Genomic DNA, 19,518 nt, shown 5'->3' with positions numbered 1-19,518 from the left:
AAGCGATAAATATAAAAAACGACCTCTCGGGGGCCACGCGTAAATTGAGCGTTACTCAACAGGCCATTTAAATACCAGCTTCAAGGCCAAAGCAGTATTTATTGATGCTGGGAAAACAACCAGGCCGGTATTTGAGGTGTAAGCAATAATGGAATTGTAATCAGGTTATGATCTAACTTATTATAGGTCGTAAACAATAGATTATGACTGCCTTTTAAAGCGCGATATAAATGCTCGCTCCCCTCATAAGGATTTTCATAATCCTGCCTGCCATGAATTAACCAAATAGGTTTCTGACTGATCCCTTCTGTATTGCCAAAATCCGGAACTGCAGCAATTGAAACCATAGCAGCAAAGGTTTCCGGCGCAATATTCATCAGGTTTTGTGCCGTAGATGCACCCATAGAATAACCGACCAGATAAATGCGATCAGTATCTATCTGCGGATACTTATTTTTTACCTCACGGACCAAATCCAATAATAAATGTACATCTTCAGATGGTTTCGAGATTAAGCAATGTTGTACCGAATCGGGATAATAATTTGACGAACGTGTTTGAAACTGTGGTGCAATAACGAATGCCTGGTATTTCCGGCGCATGTCTGGCCGTAGCCAGATCCTGGCTAAGGGTTCTAATTGCTTTTCATTATCTGTCCCTATCCGTGTTGAGTTGTGAAACGTAATAATCAAAGGATACTTCTTCTGATTTCTGTTCTTCGCCGGCAATAGCAATCTATAATTAATCGAATGGTTTCCTTTACTGAAAGTTTGCTTAAGGTAGTCACTGGCAGATAAATCATTTAATTCTTTTCTTGTCTGCGCTGAAGTTAAACTATCGGTGAAAGCATCATTAAACACCTGTTTTTGTGCTGTTGCTGTAAACGCAACTAACCAAAGCAGGGATGCTAATATAAAAGAATTATGTTGCATAGCAGGAGTAAAATACATGGAGCGATTTATGTATTTAAATTGCCTAAAGAAAGGTTTAAACAAAAATTTTGTGCTGAAAAAAATGGCAATCTTAAAGTCTGTTTCCTTTGGTATCAGCAAGTGCTTTTTGGATCGTAAATTCGATGTAGGTGCGGTCGCGTTTTACCAAACGCATTAAATCTTCAACCAATTGATCTTCTTTGCCAGGCGTAAATTCTAAAGGCTCATTCGCCAGATCGCGGTATTTCCTTAAAAACTTGGTTTTAACTTTAAATGCGGTTTCAGAAGTAAGTTGAAAATTAGCCATGGCATATTTTATTTGATGCAAAAGTAAAAAATATTTGTTCAGGTTGATGCTTTTTATGTGATGGAATAAAAAAAGTAGATATTCGCAAAAAATTTTGCACGATAATTGTGTTAAATGCGCGTTATAAACCGGATTCCGGAACAGAAAACCGCGCGAGGTATTGAAAAAGAAACTACGAGAGCAAAAACATGTATAAAATCTCCTAAGCGCTGTTTTGGTACCGTAACTAAAAAAACAAATTAAACAACATGAAAAAAATCATTTTCTCCATTGTTTTCCTAACCTTGGGTTGGGCAACATCAAAGGCACAAACTTTTAACCTGGGTGTTAAAGCAGGTGTAAACTTGTCTAAATTAAATGCAGATTTTGCAAGTGAAGAAAACCGTTTAGGCTATCAGATTGGTGCATGGGCACGTATCGGCGGCGCCAGTTTATATGTACAGCCCGAAGCTTACATTGGCAGCAAAGGCAATAAATTTATCAGCATTCAACAGGATAATGGCAATGAAGTATCTGCTGAAGGAAAAGTAAGATTCACCACTTTGGATGTTCCTGTTTTAGTGGGAACAAAATTTGGCGCCAAAAATTTAAACTTCCGCTTAATGGCCGGTCCGGTTATTTCATTTATTCTGGATGAAAATTCTTCGTTTAGTTCTGCTTATCAGCAAGCTACCGATTTCGATAACTACAAAAACCAGGCATTGGGATTACAAGCTGGCGCAGGTGTAGATGTAGGTAACATTTCAGTTGATTTACGTTATGAAGCTGGTTTATCGAACATCAGCAAAAGCGAAAAATACAGCCAAAAACCCAACTTGTTTCAATTGAGTTTAGGATTTAAGATTTTGTAAGATAATAGGCTGTATTGTAATTTTCTAATTTGTCACGTTGAGCCTGTCGAAATGCCTTTAAGAATTTAAAACATGGCGCTTCGACAAGCTCGGGATGACAATTTTACTTATGATACAGCCTCTTAATTGATCAGGCTTTCTAACTTATTTCTGATTAAAGACCTTTCTATATCGAAATTTAGTTGGTGTCCCACCAAAGTGGGGTTAACAAACGGTATTTTTCCGAATTATCGCCAACTGCCTGAGGATTTCGGGTTTGCTCATTGCTTTCATAAACCATTCCCCTTATCCATTGACTGGCATTGTTGGCATCGAAAACAACCGTATTTAGGTTTACAGGACGTACTAAAGACGGGCCATAAATTGCCTGACTAAAATCAGATCTGCGCATATCAACCCAGGTTTCAGGATTTAAGCATAATGTAATATATTTTTGCCGCATTATGTGGCTTAACCCCTGGGTAAGATTTCCAAAGTGTGCCACAAGTCCATCAGCCAACTGTGCTGTCCAATAAGTATTAATTTCGGCAGTGGTAACGCCCAATTTACGCATGTTAGCTTTAATGCCTTCTTCGTAAGCAGCGAGTGCGCCTGCAACATCATTGGCACGTAGTCTGGCTTCGGCTTCAATCAATTTCACTTCAGAGTAAGTGATAAAAGGGATAGGCGAGGTTTGTTTGGTGTAAAATCCACTATTACTAAACCGGCCATAATCATTTCCGTCCGTTTTAGTAGCATCACCTGGCTGTCCGTTAGGTAACAAACCCTGACCACCCGCTAAACCAGCCCCGGCCCTTAAGCCCCGGTACTGCCCGTCTGAAGCTGCAGGCTGCATAATCCGACTTATCCTCGGGTCCTGAAAAGTGGTGTTGGTAACCGGGAATGAGGATAACATGTTAACAAAGAACTGGCTCCAGGCAAAATAACGTGGATCGTAAAGTGAATTATTCGGATCGGTTGTAGTCAGTACGAAACCGCCCCAGCTATACCAAGGATTTTCATCAGTCTGGATACCGCCCGATAGATAAGGAAACTGCGCATCCATTCCGTCTGCATTAAAGGCATTGTTACAGGCTTCGATAATTTTTGCAGAATTATACAATGCACCCTTTTTAGACAAATGATTCAGATACCTGGCTTTTAATGCCCATGCAAACCTTTTCCATTTAGATACATCGCCCTGGAACATAATATCGCCACCATTGGCATTAAGTCCGGTAGCGTTGGTTGTACTGCTAAAAGCAACAATAGCCTCATCCAGTAATTTATCTATACGTTGGTAAACTTCCTGTTGTGTCTGCATTTTGGGCAACAGGTTAAGCTGGGTTTTACCATTGTAATAATCATCAACCACAATTGATCCATATTGATCGGTAAGCAAGCCAAAATTCATGGCCAGCAATGTTTTTCCGGCACCTACAAAATAAGGGCTCCCCTCTTCTTCACCAAGATTAATCACATCAACACAATTGGGCATGGTGTATACATAGGCATTTTGCCAAAGAAAATAGCTGGCTGTAAAACGCCATTGTTCTGCATTACGGTTAGTACCTGTAAGCAATTTAGTGGTTCCGTACTGTACAAGCCCCGAGACCTCTCTGATGCCCCTCCATAATGCAGCTCCATTTGATGTGGTAATGGCACCAACCAAACGGCTTGCTGCTGAAATTTTGGTTGGGTTATTTGGATCTTTATTTACATCGAGATACTTCTTACACGATGTACTTAGAAACATCCCACTGATTAATGATGCTATAATTATTTTATTTTTCATGACAAACGCAATTAAAAAGTTAATCTTAAACCCATATCTACTCCACGTGTAGCCGGAATACCCAGGTTATCGAACCCAAAAGAGCCCGATCCACCCACACCTGCACCACTCCCCGAAACTTCAGGATCTACCCCTGAATATTTGGTAATCAAGATCAGGTTTCTACCTGTTACCGTAAATGCCAGGCCTTTTAACTTCGTTTTAGCCAAAAAGCTATTCGGCATGTTGTAAGTTAATGTGGCATACCTCAGTCTGTACCAGCTTCCATCTTCCACAAAATCATATCCTTGATTGGCATAAATGGTCTGGTAATAATTCTGACTTAATGGTACTGATAAGGTATTTGGTAATCCTGTGGATTCTATAATGCCATCAAAAACTTTCGAGCCCCGATCTAATGTTTTTGTACTCAGACCAGAACGTACCAATGAATTTTCAGTCGCATTAAATACATCTCCACCTACGCGCACGTCGACCATAAATGATAGCGCAAAGTTTTTATAGTTAAAGGTATTGGTGATCCCTGATGTAAAATCAGGATTACGATCTCCGATATTTGCTAAGGCCGTTTGTACCTGTGGATAACCGGTATTGCTCAGCAGCAATTGTCCTTGAGCATTACGTTTCCAAACATTACCATTAATACCGAATAAGCTTCCGTTAAGGAAGGCTGCACCCTGGGCAGCATTGGCAGCTACCCATGCATCAGAAAGCTCTACCCGGTCTAAAGCACCTGGAAGTGCTTTTACTATGGATTTGTTATGAGCAAAGTTGATATCTATTGTCCATCTGAAATCTTTTTTTACGATGGCCTGTGCATTCAGCACGAATTCAATTCCTTTATTCTGAATAGCGCCACCATTGAGATAGGTAATAAAAGCTCCTGCCGATGGCGGAACCCTGGTTGCCAAAATCTGATTATCTGATTTACTTCTATAATAAGTAAAATCGATTCCAAATCGGTTTTTAATAAACCTCAAATCTGCACCTACCTCAAACGCACGGGTAAATTCAGGCACCAATGTCGGGTTACCAAATGGGTTATTGGCATTGGTAATAAAACCACGTGGGTTGATGGTAAAAGTATTGGTAACCGCAGCAAGCGAAGTAGTGATTACATGGGGTGGTGCATCTTTACCTACATTGGAATAAGCCGCCCTTATTTTTCCATAAGAAAAAATCTGATCGTCAGATTTTAGCTTAAGTTCCTTTAATAAATCTGTTAGTACAACAGAGGTACTAATGGCAGGATAAAAGAAAGCATTATCACCCACTGGGATAGTAGAAGTCCAATCGTTGCGCGCCCTGAGGTTCACATAGATCATATTTTTCCAATCGAAATTAAAATCACCAAATACACCTACAATTCTTCTGCGGTTTAAATTTTCAGAAACGGACCGATCGGTAGCTACGGTGTTGTTTATACTTGGAAAAGTGGGATCAATAAAATTGATGGCGTTAGCCGTTAAGGTTTGTATCCTTGTATTTTCGATATTGTTACCGATAGCCAGGCTAAAATTGTAATCATCCCAAAAAGTTTTCTTTGCTGTAGCAATAAAAGTGGATGTGGTAATCTGATTGGTATTGGTATTTTGCGCAACTGCCCCCTTAAGTGCATCGGTTTCTAAAGTACCAGGCATGCGTACCGCCTTAAAATTTTCAGTATACAAATCAGTACCGAGGCGATAGGTTAAATTTAGAAAGCTAAAGGGGTTGTAATTAATATTGGCTATACCTATAAACCGGTTGATCCCACTGGTAATGGGTTTGTTCTGGATAGTCCAATAGGGATTGTCGTTCCCGCTAGGAAAAACCCTTTGTGAACCATTTGGGTTGAGGTAATTGGTCATATCATCATTACGTGGCCAATACAATGCCCCCATGGTGCCGTTCGCACTTCCTTGTGGCACTGAAGTACGATCGGTGCGCACATAATTAGCCGAACCACCAACGGTAAGCTTTTCGCCAATTTTGGTATCGGCATTTACCCTAAATGATTTTCTTCTGAAATCAGCATTGTCTACAATAGAGCCCTGATCTAGAAGTGAAGCAGAAGTGTAAAAAGTGCTTCTCTCGGAGCTTCCACTTACCGACAGGTCATGGCTTTGGGCAAAAGCCGTTTTGAAGAAATTGTTCAGGTTATCATAAACGGTTTCATTGGCTGCAAATTCTGGCCCCCAGGAGTTTGGCGCAGTTGCACTAAAATTACCAGCCTCTCCCTGTTTATATTTACCCTGCAGCTCTGGTAACCGATTTACATTATCTAAAGAAAAAGTATTCTGATAAGTAACCTTTGCCGCACCGCCTGAGCCTTTTTTAGTGGTAATAACGATGGCACCCGAAGCAGCCCTGATTCCATAAAGAGCTGCTGCAGCAGGCCCTTTTAGCACGGTTAATGACTCAATATCTTCAGGATTAATATCAATGGCGCGGTTAGATGCCGGGGCAGTACTAGCGGCTAGCCCAGCCTGACTTACCGGCGTGGTATTATCAACAGGGATGCCATCAACCACAAATAAGGGTTGATTGTTTCCACTTAGTGAGCTTCCTCCCCTGATCATAATATTGGCGGAAGAACCCGGTGCACCACTCGAATTGGTGATCTGTACGCCCGCCACCTTTCCCTGCATGGCATTTACCAGATTGGGCTGTTGCGAATCGACAATTTCTTTCGCTTTAACATTTTGTGTAGAGAAACCTAAACTTCTTACCTCCTGCTTAACCCCAAATGCGGTTACGGCTACCTCATTTAGTGTTTTTGCGTCCTGTTTCAATTGAACATTAATAACCTTGTTATCTCCAATTGGCCGCTCTTCGGTTATGGAACCGATGTAGCTAAAAACCAAAATCTGATCGCTGGTGGCTTTAATGGTATAGCGACCGTCGGTGTCGGTACTGATCCCTGCGGCTGACCCTTTAACTTTTACGGAAACACCAGGCAAGGGTGTACCATCATCTGCTGATGTTACCTTACCAGAAATGGTTATTTGTTGGGCAAATACCTGCCCCGCAAAAAAACACACTCCCAGAAACAAGAATAGTAGCTTTTTTTTCATAAAATGATTAATTAAAAATTAGAAACGGTTGAATAAATATGAAAAATCGCAGTTAATGCTGCATTACTCTAAATATCACTAATAATTTCCTGGTAAAAGAAAGCATCTCAGCCTTTTTACAGAAAAGCTTGGCCATTACCCGGATATGTGAACATATTCAAACAAAATGACTCAGGATAAACTGTCGATCAGTGCACTTTTAACTTCCCAGAGCAAAAAAGGCCATCTCCATTTTGAGATAGCCTTCCTAAAAATTATCTTATCAGGAAAAAGGATACGTATGGTCTCCGTGGCGCAGTAGCAATACCACTATAACCACTGGCAAAAATGGTGTATACCCTTTGATTTAAAAATGTGCTTGCGCTGGTGTAATTGGCTAAAACCGTTGCTGTGGTTATAGCCGCCCCGGCGGGCCTGATTTTCCAGGTTTTTGATTGTGCCGATCTTAATTTAATCTCATTGCTGATGCTTAAATAATTTACATTGCCAGCAATCAGCGAGTCTTTTGTATTATCAGCAGCACTGGTTCCATAATACAAATCTACAGAAGGGACATTAGGCATCAGGTTAATAAAACGGTATTTACAATATGCTGTATCAGGCCTAATAAAACTTTCTTCGGTTAATACATTTTTAGTGAAGGCTGCAGTATCTGTAATGTGGGCAACATAATTTTTACCAGCCTGGATCTGAAAAGTTGTACTATACAATACCAGCGAGTCTGTACCATCATCTTTCTTTTTAGGAAGGATGATAGATAATTTTAAATCCCCGGGAGTTACAGCCAGAAAATCGGCGGTAGAACTACCCCCTGTATTGTAACCGCCGCCAGGAAAAGGTGTGCGTGCTGTAATTACACTACTTACCCTTTTATCGTTAATTTTAATAGCTATCGCTCTATTATTATAATAATAAGAGGCATAATTTACCTTTAACAAAGCCTGATCACTGGTCAACTTTTCGGTTTCACCATAATCAAGTACATTTTTGGTACAACCTGCTAAAGCTACAGTAATAAACAGGCCTGCAAATAAGTAAGAAAATATTTTCATCTTGATGTCTTTCTAAATTAATAATTATGGTTGGCTGAACCAGGTTTCTTTGGTCATGTAATCAGGTTCTAAGCCACCCCACTTCCTGAGTTCTTCAGCATTCCATACATACTCGGAGTTATAACGGGGTCTAAAACGATAGGCATATTTACCTCCCAGTAAAAGATCGGCTGTAGGAATCTGATAAAACTGCCTGAAAACATTGGCATCGTAATGGTATTTCCTAATATCGGTCCACTGCTCTAAACCTGCCCAGCCCCATTGCGCAATGTATTTTTGACCCATAATGTCGGCCAGGCTTAATGTAGCTGCACTTTGCGCTACCTCCGTAGAACTTAAATAGGTGTTGATTTCTGCATCGGTAATTAATGGATCGGGTGTTTTGGAAGAACGTCCATAAGTATTGCAAAAAACCATATGCCCTGAAATACCTTCTCTGTAAGCAGTATAGGCATCTGCAGTTTTTCCCTGCAGAAATAAGGCTTCTGCCTTTGCAAACCGCAACTGCGAATAAGTCATGATTGGATACCTGGCCGCATCGGCAAAAATATATTTTCCATTATAAACAGTAGCACCTGCAGGGATTGATCCAAAAACAATGGGAAGGCCAGATGTACTGCTGCCCTGCGTTGGAATACCGGCAATATATCTGCCCAGAGTAGCGGTAGCTGTACTTGCAGGCAACATTCTGCTCAAACGCGGATCGAGCGAACTTGTTGGATTGACCGTAGGTGTTCCCTTCACTCCACCGGCTAGATAATTTAGGATGGTTGTAGAAATTCTTCCATAGTAGGTAGAAGTTGTTCCGGCAGTATTGATGTAACCCAAAGTTGGACCAAAAGGATTGGTATCATCCTGACTGGCGGCTGAAAAGTAAACCGTTGCAGATTCGGCCTCATTGGCAAATGATAAATTGGTGTATTTAACCACACTATCGGCATACATGGTTTTAAATTCAGGTTTATTGATTAAATGACTATACTGCAATGCATAAATGGCATAAACGAATTTGCGCCATTTGGCCATGTCTCCTTTATAAATCCCATCACCGGTAACACTGGCCAATTGTGTAGCATAATTTAACGGACTTTTCAGCAAAGAATATTTTAACGATTGTTCGCAATAGAAACGAACTTTTGCATACACCTCAGGCTGATCGTGGTAAGGAAATTTTAACATCCCTGGCGTAAAGGCTTCATCCAAAATAATTGGCCCATGCAGATCGGTAGTTTGTTGATATGCCCAAGCTTTAATGGCGTAACCAATTGCAGCGTATTCATATTTTTGGTTGGCCACTGCATCATTAATCAAATTCTCGAGATTCAAGCCAAGATCTACATAAGTCATCCTCCAGATCACACCTCCATTATCACTATTGGCCACAAAAGAGTGCTTTTCGGGATAAAGTGATGCAATATCTGTTGACGCACCGATCATATTCTGTGTAAACTTCCAAAGCAAACGGTAATCCTGTGCCGTTCCATTTGTCATTTGGAATAAAATTGGTGGAAGTAGCAATTCTGCTTTAGTGGTTTGCGGCACGGCAGGATTGGTATTGATATCGAGGTATTTTTTACAACCCCCTGCCATTAATAATATTGCTGCAGCAATATATAATTTATATAATTTTTTCATGTTATTCACTATAATTTAACTCTAAATCCGATGTTAAAACCGATTGGTTTGCCCACATTACCATAATCGATACCATAACCACCTATGCCCCCTACGCCCGGCGAGTTGGAGTTACTTTCTGGATCGCCACCAGAATAATTGGTGATTAGAATCGAATCGGTTACGGTGAAAAAAGCACCAAAATTTTGGATAAATCCGATACGTTTAACCAATGACGGCGGAAAATCGTAAGCCAAAGTAATATCCCTCAAACGGATTGTATTGATATTCTTCTCCACGAACATCTCTGGTGCAACGTTTAAAGAGTAATAGTTAGAAGCATAATATGGTGTTACAGCAATGGTATTAACTGTTGGGTTTGCGGTATTCTGCAAACCATCGTTCAGCACACCGGTAATAATCCTGGGTACTTCCCTATCCAGTGTTTTCAAGCTAATTCCTTTTTTATAGGATTCATATTCAGTACCATTAACTACATCTCCGCCATACCTGAAATCCCATAAGAAAGAGAGGTTAAAGCCTTTGTAACTAAACCTGTTTACAAAACCTAAAGTAAATTTTGGATTTCTGTCGCCAATCGGATAAAACTGGGTATCAGTAACTGATGGCAAACCTGAAGATGGATTGATCAGAATATCGCCCCTATCGTTACGGGCAAACCTGGTACCACTAATTGCACCTGTACTATACCCGGGATGTACCGCACTTCTAATATCACCAACTACCCATGTATCAGATTCGTAAAGCTCAGGAAGTTCATTCGCCAGTGATAATACCACCCCACGGTTTCGGGTAAAATTCAAAGTAGTATTCCAGTTAAAATCTTTTCCCCTGATCGGAGTTCCTGTTAACTGCACTTCAATACCTCTGTTGCGTACGGTACCACCATTCATCATTTCTAAAACGAAGCCCGTACCATAACTCAAACGCGGATTAATGATCTGATCTTTACTTAATAGATTGTAATAGTTAAAATCCAGCCCGATGCGGTTTTTCAGAAATTGCATTTCCGTACCAATTTCAAAATTTTCTGATACCTCTGGTTTTAAGTTAGGGTTACCTCCGTAGTTTGAATAAGCATAACCACCACCAGTAAATCTTTTGGCTTCGTAGTTTGTACCTGTAGAGTATTCTCTCCAGGGTTCTTTCCCGGTTAAAGCATAAGAAGCCCTTAGCTTACCATTATCCAACCAGGGCAAAGCGGTTTTAACACTAGCAAGATCAGTGAAATTAAAGGCCAAACTAGCAGATGGATAAGCAAAATATGGATTGTTCGGCATTAATCGTGAAGCACCATCCATCCTGCCCGATAATGTTAAGTAAAGCAAGGTTTTATATCCCAAAATGGCCTGCGCAAAAGCACCCACAGTACGGTAACGGTTTACATACGTTAGTGCACGCTGTGTGGAAGGCAGGGTATTGTTGATACTGTAAAAATTAGGATCGTACATATTCGTTCCACGCTGAGAATCTGTGGTAGAATTATAATCATTAAATGTAGCACCGATTACATAAGTATTGTTAAAATCGCCAAATTTATGTTTGGCTGAAGCCGTTAATGATCCATTAAATATTTTCGCCAATTGGCTGTAAGTCATTACCGTACCGCCTGTTGGGGCAGCAGCAGAACCGGAACCGCGATAAGATTGGGCATGATATACAGACAGTCCTTTGGTATTTGCAATATCGGCCCCGATTATACCATTAATACGCAACCATTTTAAAGGAGTCAACTCTATATTGGTATTGGCAATTAAGCGGTTAACTTTATCATTATTTACGTTTTTAGTCACATCCCAAAGCGGGTTATCAAACTCTGAATAAATGCTCGCCAAGTGTAAAATCCGGTTTCCGTTGGCATCCTGATAGTTCTGAACATCATAGGCAGAACTAAATCGCATCAATTGTAACAGAGAGCCGTTAGTACCTTTATTAGCCTTATCATTGTTGGAATTGATGTAATTGAAGGTAGTGGTGAGTTTTAAAATCGGTGAAATGGTCCCAACTGCGGTTACCCTTGAGGAAATTCTGGTGTAACTTGTTGTAGGAATCGTTCCTTTTGAATCGGTATATTCATTAGACCAGCGGTAAGAGAATTTATCGGTTCCTCCTTCAAATGATAAATTGTGTTTTTGAGTGAAACCTGTTTCGAAAAAATTGTGGATGTTATCGTATAGCGGTGTATTAGGTAAAAATGCAGGACCGAAAAAGTTAGATGAACCTCCATCATAAACACCATTAGAAATCCCTGTATTATACCTGGTTTGTATTTCCGGAAATTTATTCAGCTGCTCTATCCTAAAAGAATTATTGTAATTGATGGTTCCACGCCCTGCTTTACCCTTTTTTGTGGTAATCAAAATGGCACCACTGGCACCAGCGCTTCCGTATAAAGCAGTGGCCTCTGGACCTTTCATGATTACATAACTTTCAATATCGTTGGGGTTTATATCCATCCCCCTGTTAGAATAATCCTGATCCTTATTTGCTGCACCCGATACAAGCTCTCTGGTCTGATTAAGTGTGCTGTTATTGATTGGCACACCATCAACCACAATTAGGGCATTATTATCTCCGCTAATGGATACAAAGCCACGCAATACAATCTGTGCGGAGGCTCCGGGATTTCCATTGGTGCTGTTGATCGATAAACCTGGCACCCGGCCCTGTAGACCGCCAAAAAAATCGTTTCGCTGGGTTTCTGCCACTTCTGCTCCTGAAACCTTTGGAGTAGAGTAACCTAGCGATTTAGCATCACGATCAATTCCGTAAGCCGTAACCACCACTTCATTAAGGTTACTGGCGTCGGCAACAAGCGTAACATTAACGGCTGTATTATTACCCACAGCTCGCTCAACAGTCTTATATCCAATATAAGAGAATACCAAAACATCGGTTTTGGCTGCTCTAATGGAATAATTACCGGTGTTGTTGGTTTGGGATACGGTGGTACCCCCTTTTACCCGTATGGACACGCCAGGAATGGGTCCGTCAGCAGCGCTGACTTTACCGGTAATAATTTGCTGTGCAAAAATTTGAGCAGACAGCATGAAAATACCGATAAAACTAAAAAGTAGTTTTTTCATCATCATTTGTTAGCAAGAAAGTTTGGTTACTGAGATAGTTGTTTCCAGTTTAGTAAAAACGCAAATTCACGCATTTTTAATCATAGTTAAGTAAATATGACGATTTTTTCTGATAAAAAAATAATATCGAAGATTTTCTTGTCAACTAACAACATTAAACCGCACCAACACGCAAAAACGCGCAACATGTAGAAAATCTAAAAATCTTTTATACTTTCGTTTAAACCAAACATCACTATGCTGAAAAAAGAACGCCACGACTTCATCATGCGACAGATTAATTTGCACAACCGTGTATTGACATCGGATCTGGTGCAGTTGCTCAATGTCTCGGAAGATACTATTAGAAGAGATTTACAGGAACTTGTTGACGAAAACCTGCTCTATAAGGTTCATGGAGGTGCTTTATCCAAATCATATCATAGTTCTTTTGATGATAGTACAGTATATGCCCGCGACAGTAAAATTGCCATTGGCAAAAAAGCTGTTCGGCTCATAAAGGATGGAATGGTGATTTTAACAGGTGGCGGAACTACGATTTTGGAGTTTGTAAAGCTGCTGCCCCAGGGCTTATCAGCAACTTTTTTTACCATTAGTCCGCTAGTGGCGGTAGAATTGGCCAAATACAATAATATTGAAGTGATTTTGATTGGCGGCCTTTTTTCTAAAAACTCGCAAGTTACTTACGGCGGACAAGTCATTACTCAGCTATCAGAAATTAAGGCCGATTTATGTTTGATGGGCACCAGCGCCATCCACCCTGATGAAGGTTTGACAGATACTTATTGGGAAATTAACCAACTTAAAAAGGCCATGTTAGCCTGTGCAAAAAAAACAGCCGTGCTTTGCATCTCCGAGAAATTGGATATTGCCTTAAGACTAAGGGTTTGTCCAATAGAAAGTATTAGTTATTTGATAACGGAGCTGGAAATTGGACATGAGTCTTTAACCAGTTACCGCGCTAAGGAACTTAATATTTTATAGAGAGCCCCGATAAAAACAGGACTCTCTATATCTGCTAAAAAGTTGGATCAGCAGGGGTATTCGTATTATTATCTCTTTCCTGAAAAGGATAAGGGAAAAAATTTCGTTTACGATCGGTTAATGGCTGATTAAACCTCCTCATATCTTCAATTTTTAAGCCTGAAGCATACAATTCAATTGAACGGTGTTTGTAAATCAGATCCAATAATTGTTGTTGCGTATAAGGGCCAACTAATGGCGGCAATGCTGCGGCCACTCCGAAAAGGTCTGAAGTTTTGGTCACTACCTTGTTCAACTCAATTAATGAATTGGTCAGGTCCGGCTGTCTTGCAAGTGCTTCTGCTTTGATTAAAATGATCTCACCAGGTAAGTAAATCGGAAAAGGGCTGGCAGTTGCCGCAGCAAAACCATTCATCCGTAAGGTTGCCGGCGATCCTGCCGTGAGGGTATAAAATGGGATCCTTTTATCTGCCACATCAGGAACATTTGCTCCGGAAAGGCCTAAATTCGCGTTTAAAGGCTGAAAAACATTATTGGAAGAAATAATACTGAACAGAATATTCGGCGAAGTAGCGTCAAATTTAAAAAAAGAGGCTTTTGTTAGATCCACCGCATTGGCTTCTGTTAAGGCAAGTGTATAATTACCCGAAAACAGCGCATACCTCGCTTTTAAAGCGTGTATAGTATTTATAATATTTACATCTGCGGGTACGTTACTTAAGAAACTGGCAGAAATAGGATTTGCAGCAATAACAGTTAAAGCATTATCCAATACTGCAATGGCTTTATTAAAGCCTGCTGCACGTGTAATATAAGCTGCATTTTTCCCGGTACCATCTGGAATTTTCTCCCAATATTGCGCCATATTACCAATGGCCAGCGCTTTAAATATGCTCGAATAAGCGATCAATCCGGCAGCGTAGCTCTTATCCCCCAAATTATTAGCATTGCTGATTACCAGATCTGCATCGTAAACAATTTTATTGGCACTGGCCCAAAGATTAAACAAAATGGTATTTGTTCCATCTACAGCACTGCCTCCCGTACTCAACTGCAATTCAGGAATATTACCTGAATTAAGCAACCTGAACTCATTGGTTACAAAGCCATTTGCAGCTATAGAACTAAACATTACACCCGTTCTACTTAAAGTATAAACCCGTTGCAAACCGATCGCTACAGCGGTTAAGCCTTGCTGCGAACCTAAGGCTACGTCGGTTTTTGCTCTTGAAGGATCCTGATATTCTTTCGTGCAAGAAGCTAAGCACAACATTAACGAAAGAGTTAAACAGGTTATATTTGTGGAAATATTATTTTTTAAAATTTTCATAAAAATTTCTTTAACGATTATAATTTAACTGACAGACCTAAACTAAAAGTACGCGGAATAGGCACCGAACCGAAATCGATATTTCTTAGAATAGTCGATTGTCCGCCAGAATTTAACTCTGGATCATAACCTTTGTAGTTGTCCCACGAAATCAGATTTCTTCCGCTCAGGGTTACCGTAAGGTCTCTTAAAAATTTCAGTTTACCCACATTATAGCTCAACGAAATTTCCCTTAACTTAACAAAAGAGCCATCATCAATCCTCCACTCTTCAATGGCATAAACACCGGCAACATATCCCCTCGGCAATAATCCCATTTGTTCTTGCTCGGCTATTTTGCCACTTCCAACACCCTGGCGGGTTCTCCAGTCTGCATTCCATACATCTCCTCCCTGTACAGCATCCAACTGCACATGTAAATTCAACCTTTTATAAGTAAAATCGTTTACAAACGACATATTATAATCTGGATTAGGATTACCGATTACTTTACGCAAAGTCGTTCCGGTTGGCATACCGTTTGCATCACGTTGAGGGGTAAATGTGGTAGCGGAGTTTTGAATTCCTTTTTCTATCTGGGGAATACCGTTAGCATTAGTTAACAGACTACCATCTGGATTACGTGCAAAAAAGGTCCCATAAAAAACACCGATCGCTTCGCCATTTATAATCGCCACAGGAGCACCCGGATTGGTACTGAACAACCTTAAACCACCTACATCAAGCGCCGTATTCCTGTTTCTGTTAAATATAACCGAGGTATTCCATTTAAAGTCTTTGGCCGAAACAGGTGTTCCGTTCAGCACCAGTTCTATCCCTTTATTCCTTAATGAACCTATATTATCCAATAAGCTTGAAAACCCGGTTGAGGGTGCCTGTACGCTGGCAATCAACAAATCACTCACTTTTTTATTATACCAGTTAAACTGCAGGCCCAAGCGGTTTTTAAAGAAAGACAGATCGGTTCCCAATTCCAGTTCGCGCTGGCGCTCTGGTTTCACATTTTCGTTAGCAAGGGTTGCACTAGAGAATAAAGATGCTCTTCCTAAAAAAGATTGGGTAGCATAAGCATTAATCCTGTCGTAAGCGCCAATACCGGTTAAATTACCCGATTCACCATACGCCGCCCTGATTTTGAAGGCATCCCACCAACCGGAAACACCTAAATTTTTCCAATAATCGGCAGAAGAAAGCACATAACTTAAACTCCCTTTTAAATATTCCTGTGTGCGGTTAGCTGATCCAAAAACTGATGACTGATCTACCCTTAGCGCACCAGTAACAAAGAAATGATCTTTGTATTTAAAGTTTTGCTGAACATAACCGCCACTTACTGAAAGCTCGGTACGCCCATCAATACTGGGCAATTGGGTTGCAGCAGCATTTACCGTTTCAATCAGAGGAGCCAAACCTCTTCCGTTTACCAACTGATACCTTGTTTTTTCATATTGGAATGAATAACCTATCTGTGTGGTTGACGAAATCAGATCAGACAATTTAGCCTGATAGGTTGCATTAAATTCATTGTTAAACTGAAAAGCATTATTGGTTGCTGCACTGGCGTAGCCATTCAAAGTACCATCCAGTGCCGCACCTCCGCCATAAAAATCAGGATTTACATTATATGCAAAAGGTGGAATATAAGTTGAGCCGCTCTGGCCCGAATTATCGACACCTAGTGTAAAATCTAAAGTCAGATTTTTAACCGGGTACAACTTTAAATTGGCATTGGCAATAATGCGGTTGGTTTCCTGTCGCTGTTTGATATCTTCGATTACCGAAACCGGATTTACCCGGCCACGTTCGCCAACTGCAAGTAAATTTCCATTCGCATCTCTCGCAAAAATATCGTGAAAATTACCAATAATGGTGACAGAATTCATGGGTGAGAAAAAAGAGTTTCCATCTGGCTTTTCGTTTGCGGAACTTCGGATGTAGTTTAAACCTGCGCTCAATTTTGCCCACTCCGTAATTTTCTGATCGACGTTTGCCCTGAAATTATAACGGGTAAAATCGGTATTTTTAATAATCCCCTGATTACTGAAATACGCTGCAGAGGTATAATACTTTGTATTTTCATTACCACCTGATACCGATATGGTATTATCAGTACCCGTGGCCGACTGGAAAATATAGTCTTGATAATTATATCGGGTAACAGGCGTGGTATTGGTGAGCAGCATTGCCGGATCGCCTGCGGTTTGTATAACATCCTGGGTAAAAGTGTTAACCGAACCACCAAACTTGAGCGGAGATTGGTTTACCTCAATCTGTTTACGTAAATGGCTTAACGTTAAACTGGTGCTAAAATTAACCTGAGCCGCACCACTTACTCCTTTTTTGGTAAAAATCTGGATCACACCCGAGTTTGCCCTCGAACCATAAATGGCCGCTGCAGCTGCTCCATTCAACACTTCGATACGTTCAATATCAGCGGGGTTAATATCAACCATCCTGTTCTGACCAATACTTCCCACAAAGTTTCCACCATCGTAATTAGAAGAGGTATTGGTAACGCGTGTGGTAGAATTATTTACAATTACACCATCGATAATGTAAAGCGGTTCTGATGACGAGTTAACAGAACTGATTCCTCTTAAACGGACAGATAATCCACCTGCAGGATCGCCCGAATTCTGACTGATCTGCGCACCTGCAGTTTTGCCTTGTAAGGATGAAAGTACATTTCCGCTGGGTGCTTTGTTAAGGTCATCGCCCTTAACGGTACTTACATAACTTCCCAGTTCTTTTCTGGTGGTTCCCTGCGATGTTCCCGTAACAATTACTTCATCAAGCCCTACAGCATCGGCACTTAAGGAAGCACTCAACTGAACCTGATCGTTGCCGCCAAGATCAACCGCCTGGATTTTACTCTTGTAACCTACGTAGGAAAACTGGATCTGGTATTTGCCGGGGGCTAAATCTACTGCAAAAGTATAACCGCCGTTAGTGTTGGTACTGGTTACTAAATTTGTACTGAGGACTTTAACTACAACGCCTGGGATGGCTCCGTTATTTCCGGCATCAGTAACCTTACCACTTATGGTATATCGCTTGTTTTGTGCCTGGGCCGCCTCTTTAAACAGCAGCAGAAATGGGATCAACAAAATTGCGAAGAATCCCGGTGACCATTTTAGGTAACTTTTTTCCATAAAATTTGGTTTGTTAGAAGTTAGTGTTAAAAGCAAATTTAACAAAATACCACACAAAGCAAATTTTTAACCGCTGTAAGCCTATTTACAAAATAGCGCTTACCTAGGCTGGCAAACTGATTTTACCCATGCAAACCGATGGAACGCCTTGCCGGTTGCCAAAATTAATTGGCTCACCACACAACGTTTCATTGGCTAAAACAGCAAATAAAACAGCTTCTTTTGCATCGGGATTAATATTTAAATCTGCTGTGCTTAGGAACTTGCACAAAGGCAGCCTGGCCTGTAGAAGCTGAACGAGCAGCGGGTTGTGCATTCCACCACCACTCATAAATACCTGCACTTTGGCTTCCTGCCCAAAACATCGTTTTATCGCGTTAGTAATGGTCTCTGCAGAAAAATGGCACAAGGTGGCCATTACGTCCTCTTTGCTTAGATTAGTTGTTGAAGATTGTTCCTGTGCAATCAATAAATATTCCAGGTTAAATAATTCTGGCCCTGTGGTTTTAGGAAAATCCAGTGTGAGGAAATCACAGTTAAGCAATGCCGCCAATAGTTTGGAATTTAAATGACCACTTAGCCCAACTGTTGCGTTTTTATCATAGAATTGATTAAAATGTTGTTGCATGTACTGGTCCATCAAGGTATTACCAGGCCCAACATCCGTTGAAAAAATTTCGCTGGCATCTGTACTGCCTGGCAAGTAAGTGAAATTTGCTATACCGCCAATATTTAACATTACCCGATCTTCTCCCGATTTAGAAAACATCAGATAATCTCCATAAACGGCCAGGGGAGCACCCTCACCTCCCGCAGCCAAATGTTTCTGCCTAAAATCAGAAAGGGTAATAATCCCGGTCTTAGTGGCTATATGGTCGCCATCGCCAATCTGTAGCGTGCCATTAGGATAACCGGCCAGTTGGTGCAAAGATTTTGGTGCATGAAAAATAGTTTGTCCGTGGCTGGCAATAAAATCTATATCCTCGTTTTTATAACCCCACTCTTCTAAAGCTTCATTAATTAATTGAGCATGGATGTTTGCGATATGCTCGTTCATCAGGCAAACCAATTGTAAATCAACTTCCTTTTTGGAGAATATGGCTTTTACTTTAGCCCTGAACTCAGCCGTATAACCGCCGGTTTTAAATTCTAAGACCCTGATATCAGTTTCGGCACCACTTTTCTTAACCGCGCAGAGGGCAATATCAAGTCCATCCATAGAAGTTCCACTCATCAATCCAATAATCAACCGTTCTGATTTGCCTGCTTTGGAATATAAGTTTTGAATTTGCCTGTTCATATGAGTTTATCTTAAAAAAATCAAACGTTTTTTGCCCCTTTTGAGTGAATTTTATGTAA

At 40.7% G+C, this 19,518-nt stretch carries 12 protein-coding genes; 2 read left to right on the top strand and 10 right to left on the bottom strand.

Features of this window, described 5'->3' with window-relative positions; genetic code table 11:
- Nucleotides 1-98: 98 nt before the first annotated feature.
- Entirely contained in the window at nucleotides 99-932 is an 834-nt protein-coding gene (locus BLR60_RS16065) for a carboxylesterase family protein (protein WP_208600653.1), read from the bottom strand.
- 91 nt (nucleotides 933-1,023) lie between these two features.
- Nucleotides 1,024-1,239 carry a hypothetical protein gene (locus tag BLR60_RS16060; protein WP_010599278.1) on the bottom strand — a complete coding sequence of 72 codons (216 nt, stop codon included), beginning with the start codon at nucleotides 1,237-1,239 and terminating at the stop codon, nucleotides 1,024-1,026.
- Between the two features lie 248 nt (nucleotides 1,240-1,487).
- On the opposite strand from BLR60_RS16060, the gene BLR60_RS16055 reads away from it, so the two are divergent.
- Nucleotides 1,488-2,090: a porin family protein gene (locus BLR60_RS16055; protein WP_090501608.1), complete on the top strand. Its 603-nt coding sequence runs from the start codon at nucleotides 1,488-1,490 to the stop codon at nucleotides 2,088-2,090.
- A gap of 178 nt (nucleotides 2,091-2,268) precedes the next feature.
- Here BLR60_RS16055 and BLR60_RS16050 read toward each other — a convergent pair whose 3' ends face one another.
- The 5 genes from BLR60_RS16050 to BLR60_RS16030 all read right to left on the bottom strand — a co-directional run bounded on the left by BLR60_RS16050 (nucleotide 2,269) and on the right by BLR60_RS16030 (nucleotide 12,699).
- Nucleotides 2,269-3,864, bottom strand: a complete 1,596-nt coding sequence (locus BLR60_RS16050) for a SusD/RagB family nutrient-binding outer membrane lipoprotein (RefSeq protein ID WP_090501606.1) — start codon at nucleotides 3,862-3,864, stop codon at nucleotides 2,269-2,271.
- Nucleotides 3,865-3,875: 11 nt separating this feature from the next.
- Complete coding sequence (locus tag BLR60_RS16045) at nucleotides 3,876-6,920, bottom strand: SusC/RagA family TonB-linked outer membrane protein (RefSeq protein ID WP_090501604.1); 3,045 nt, start codon at nucleotides 6,918-6,920, stop codon at nucleotides 3,876-3,878.
- A gap of 254 nt (nucleotides 6,921-7,174) precedes the next feature.
- Nucleotides 7,175-7,972 carry a DUF4397 domain-containing protein gene (locus tag BLR60_RS16040; protein WP_090501602.1) on the bottom strand — a complete coding sequence of 266 codons (798 nt, stop codon included), beginning with the start codon at nucleotides 7,970-7,972 and terminating at the stop codon, nucleotides 7,175-7,177.
- Between the two features lie 24 nt (nucleotides 7,973-7,996).
- Entirely contained in the window at nucleotides 7,997-9,607 is a 1,611-nt protein-coding gene (locus BLR60_RS16035; RefSeq protein ID WP_090501600.1) for a SusD/RagB family nutrient-binding outer membrane lipoprotein, read from the bottom strand.
- An 8-nt stretch (nucleotides 9,608-9,615) separates the two neighbouring features.
- Nucleotides 9,616-12,699, bottom strand: a complete 3,084-nt coding sequence (locus BLR60_RS16030; protein ID WP_244155681.1) for a SusC/RagA family TonB-linked outer membrane protein — start codon at nucleotides 12,697-12,699, stop codon at nucleotides 9,616-9,618.
- Nucleotides 12,700-12,930: 231 nt separating this feature from the next.
- Here BLR60_RS16030 and BLR60_RS16025 point away from each other — a divergent pair, with 231 nt between their 5' ends.
- Nucleotides 12,931-13,677 carry a DeoR/GlpR family DNA-binding transcription regulator gene (locus BLR60_RS16025; protein WP_090501596.1) on the top strand — a complete coding sequence of 249 codons (747 nt, stop codon included), beginning with the start codon at nucleotides 12,931-12,933 and terminating at the stop codon, nucleotides 13,675-13,677.
- Nucleotides 13,678-13,711: 34 nt separating this feature from the next.
- Here BLR60_RS16025 and BLR60_RS16020 read toward each other — a convergent pair whose 3' ends face one another.
- From BLR60_RS16020 to BLR60_RS16010, 3 genes are all read right to left on the bottom strand, one after another.
- Entirely contained in the window at nucleotides 13,712-14,950 is a 1,239-nt protein-coding gene (locus tag BLR60_RS16020; RefSeq protein WP_244155680.1) for a RagB/SusD family nutrient uptake outer membrane protein, read from the bottom strand.
- Nucleotides 14,951-15,024: 74 nt separating this feature from the next.
- Nucleotides 15,025-18,159: a SusC/RagA family TonB-linked outer membrane protein gene (locus tag BLR60_RS16015; RefSeq protein ID WP_090501591.1), complete on the bottom strand. Its 3,135-nt coding sequence runs from the start codon at nucleotides 18,157-18,159 to the stop codon at nucleotides 15,025-15,027.
- Between the two features lie 103 nt (nucleotides 18,160-18,262).
- Nucleotides 18,263-19,459, bottom strand: a complete 1,197-nt coding sequence (locus tag BLR60_RS16010) for an anhydro-N-acetylmuramic acid kinase (protein WP_090501589.1) — start codon at nucleotides 19,457-19,459, stop codon at nucleotides 18,263-18,265.
- Between the last annotated feature and the right edge of the window lie 59 nt (nucleotides 19,460-19,518).

The organism is Pedobacter terrae (assembly GCF_900100705.1).
Lineage (GTDB): Bacteria > Bacteroidota > Bacteroidia > Sphingobacteriales > Sphingobacteriaceae > Pedobacter > Pedobacter terrae.
This window is presented reverse-complemented; position numbering and strand designations above follow the sequence as displayed.

What these genes read in the sequence shown, in the direction of transcription:
- BLR60_RS16030 (WP_244155681.1), bottom strand. Translation starts at nt 12,699, where the DNA reads ATGATGATGAAAAAACTACTTTTTAGTTTTATCGGTATTTTCATGCTG.
- BLR60_RS16065 (WP_208600653.1), bottom strand. Translation starts at nt 932, where the DNA reads ATGCAACATAATTCTTTTATATTAGCATCCCTGCTTTGGTTAGTTGCG.
- BLR60_RS16020 (WP_244155680.1), bottom strand. Translation starts at nt 14,950, where the DNA reads ATGTTGTGCTTAGCTTCTTGCACGAAAGAATATCAGGATCCTTCAAGA.
- BLR60_RS16015 (WP_090501591.1), bottom strand. Translation starts at nt 18,159, where the DNA reads ATGGAAAAAAGTTACCTAAAATGGTCACCGGGATTCTTCGCAATTTTG.
- BLR60_RS16055 (WP_090501608.1), top strand. Translation starts at nt 1,488, where the DNA reads ATGAAAAAAATCATTTTCTCCATTGTTTTCCTAACCTTGGGTTGGGCA.
- BLR60_RS16025 (WP_090501596.1), top strand. Translation starts at nt 12,931, where the DNA reads ATGCTGAAAAAAGAACGCCACGACTTCATCATGCGACAGATTAATTTG.
- BLR60_RS16050 (WP_090501606.1), bottom strand. Translation starts at nt 3,864, where the DNA reads ATGAAAAATAAAATAATTATAGCATCATTAATCAGTGGGATGTTTCTA.
- BLR60_RS16040 (WP_090501602.1), bottom strand. Translation starts at nt 7,972, where the DNA reads ATGAAAATATTTTCTTACTTATTTGCAGGCCTGTTTATTACTGTAGCT.
- BLR60_RS16035 (WP_090501600.1), bottom strand. Translation starts at nt 9,607, where the DNA reads ATGAAAAAATTATATAAATTATATATTGCTGCAGCAATATTATTAATG.
- BLR60_RS16060 (WP_010599278.1), bottom strand. Translation starts at nt 1,239, where the DNA reads ATGGCTAATTTTCAACTTACTTCTGAAACCGCATTTAAAGTTAAAACC.
- BLR60_RS16010 (WP_090501589.1), bottom strand. Translation starts at nt 19,459, where the DNA reads ATGAACAGGCAAATTCAAAACTTATATTCCAAAGCAGGCAAATCAGAA.
- BLR60_RS16045 (WP_090501604.1), bottom strand. Translation starts at nt 6,920, where the DNA reads ATGAAAAAAAAGCTACTATTCTTGTTTCTGGGAGTGTGTTTTTTTGCG.